Raw genomic sequence first — 2,732 nt, forward strand, 5'->3', positions numbered from 1 at the left:
ATATTTTTTCTTTTATGGCTTTTTTATTATTTCGGGCATTTCAGGTATATCTAATACACCTTTCTCCATATAGCTATCTAAACCACTCTGCCAATCGGCTAACTTTCTTAATTCATTCATTCTTTCGGGAGATTTGCCTATTTCGCAATAACCAATGGGTAAGTCATAAGCGACAACACGTTTTAAAAAATTTTCATCTTTGGGTAATGAACTATGGTCAGTACCACGTTGTATATAAGTACGAAATCTCTCTCTGCTTTCTTCTAGTGTTTCGAATCGATGTGTTTCATTTTTTTCATTAGGGGTAAGGGTCGGATCACCTCTACGGGCTTTTTTTTCTTCATCAGTTAAAGGTACTTGGATCCGCTCATAATCATAAAAATCAATTAAATAATAATAATCAGCATCAATGGGTTTATTTTCAATAGGGTCAACTTGACCAAACCCATAGCCATAAAGCCCTTTATTTTGTCTTGCGGCTTTAAAATCCGTAATACCATTTGTATAAGTTTCATCAAACTTTAGCATTTCATTGCTTTGGATTGGATTTGGTACTTCGGGGCCATTAATATAAATTTTGGTATTATTGTCAGGTTTAGGCCATGTCATATAATGCGTGGGTTTAGTATTATTTTCCCAAAAAGAGGTTCCATCACAATATTGGCTTTTTTCACCACAAAAAATAGTACTTTTAGATGCATCTATCGGTGAATCGGGGCTATTGCCACAAGGACGATTTCGCCCTAACAAGCGGACATATAACGTACATTCTTCTTGCCTAGTAAAAAAGGGTGAGAAAGAATATTGTTTTGTTTTGCAATCATATAGATTAGGAATACCGTTCCAGCCAATACTACGAAGGGGAGCTGCTCCCATCACACGATCATGCGGATTGCAATAAATATAGGTTCTTCCATGGTTGTCTCTTTCTTGAATGAAATCATTTTCAGTTAATTTAAATGAGCTGCCTTGTGAGGTCGCATTGTTATCATTTACTTTTCGAATTTTATCTTTAGGTGACCAACTTTTTCCTTCTTCATTTAGCCCCACAGCAAGGCCTTTATATCCACAGGGATGATCTTTAAGCTTATCCTTGTTTTTAGCTACCTTATTAATAATGGCTTGAAGTGTGGCTTCTCGTTGTTTTGCACTAATTTGTTCATCCGGCGGGTAAGAGACGGCATTTAAATTGTAATCATGTAAAGCATAAGGAGAATTTAACACAAAAAGTGCATCTGGGGCTTCAATGGCGGCAGCAGCTAAAGCGATCATAGTGCCTTGACTATGAGAAATTACACTGACGGTATCATACTGATTATTTTCACGGATCATCTTGATTAATTTTGCAAGTCTTCCTACTGCATGGGCATAGTAATGGCGGGGAGGACAGCTTGCGAGTATACGGTCAGATTCGGGATTGAACCATTGCAAATCAAGGGGTAAAGGGACTTTATTTCTTATATGTGGTGCACGATTAAACCCAAATTCACTCCATAAACTGACTAATTGATTGGTGCCATTTTGAAAAGGTCCACCATTCCAATAAAAAATACCATGTTGTTCACCCAGTTTTTGTGAAATAAATAGTTTTTTTTCTTTATCACTCGTTATTGGCAAATAGGGTTCATAATGATTTTTTTTATTTTCAGCGAAGGAGGAATATTCATTGTAGTCACTAGCAATAATCTCTTTTTCTAACCGAAGATAACTATCTCCCTTTTTATTTTTTAATGGAATGTCGTATTTTTTAATTTCATCTTTATGTGCACGGTATCCCCAATAAAAACGAATAATGGGGGAGTTATATAATGTCTCAATTTCATGAGAGTTATATTGATTATAATATCGACTATCTTCAATGTTTTTTTTATTAGCTTTAAATTCATTTTGAAAATATTTATTAGCTTTTAGTTTGAATTTTTCAGGGAGATTTAATCGTTTATTTAATCCTTCACATAAATGTTTTTCAGCATCTTCATACCATTCTCCTTCTGAGTTCACTCCATGAACAAAAATAATAATTCCAGGTAGATGGGGTTTGGTATATATTTCACCACCAATATTGGCTGTATGGGTGGTTGATTTCCATTCCTGACTGCCATCAGGATATTCTTTAGGTTTTAATAGCCGAGTGGCTTTCATATTTTCTTGGCACATTCCTTTACCTTTTAAATTTCGATAACAATATAGTAAGTAGTGTTTTTAGCTTTTAATTTTTTAATTAATAATAAAAGCACAAAAAAGAAAGATTAATTTATTATTTTATAATCCCGTCCGTAATCACCTAATTTTGACATCGGGGAAATGGAAGGATCACTGCAATCAAATTGGATTTGCCCCGATGGGGTTTTTATTTCATAGGAAGGAGCTTCTAATGCATGAGGCTTCGATATTCTATTTTTTATATCCTCATTTGTATCATAAGAGTATTTTTCCCAATATAAGTCGCTTAATGGTTCTTTTTTAGGAGGAGGAGTATAGCCTTTTCCGATATAAAAGTGATTATCTGTTACCACAAGGGTGAAATATTCAGTCTCATTCACTGGGTTGAGTGTTTTATTACCCAAAGGCATAACTACTGGCATGAATTTCCCCTTAAAGTACTGTAGAATTGAGCTTTGGCAGCCATCACGCCGACCTGCGCAGCCTTCCCAATTACTGGATGTAGCAGGAAAAGCGATATAATCATCCTGTGTGGCAGCCCAAATTAAACGGCCACGAAAGTTACATGC

At 35.4% G+C, this 2,732-nt stretch carries 1 protein-coding gene and 1 pseudogene; both read right to left on the reverse strand.

Annotated elements, in window-relative coordinates; translation table 11 throughout:
* Positions 1-12: 12 nt before the first annotated feature.
* Positions 13-2,157, reverse strand: coding sequence for a hypothetical protein (locus DK861_RS05660; protein WP_109399508.1), 2,145 nt, complete (start codon positions 2,155-2,157; stop codon positions 13-15).
* 92 nt (positions 2,158-2,249) lie between these two features.
* Positions 2,250-2,732, reverse strand: a pseudogene (locus tag DK861_RS05665) (hypothetical protein); the annotation flags it as partial.

It is taken from the genome of Proteus sp. TJ1640 (assembly GCF_003144445.1).
GTDB classification, from domain to species: domain Bacteria; phylum Pseudomonadota; class Gammaproteobacteria; order Enterobacterales; family Enterobacteriaceae; genus Proteus; species Proteus penneri.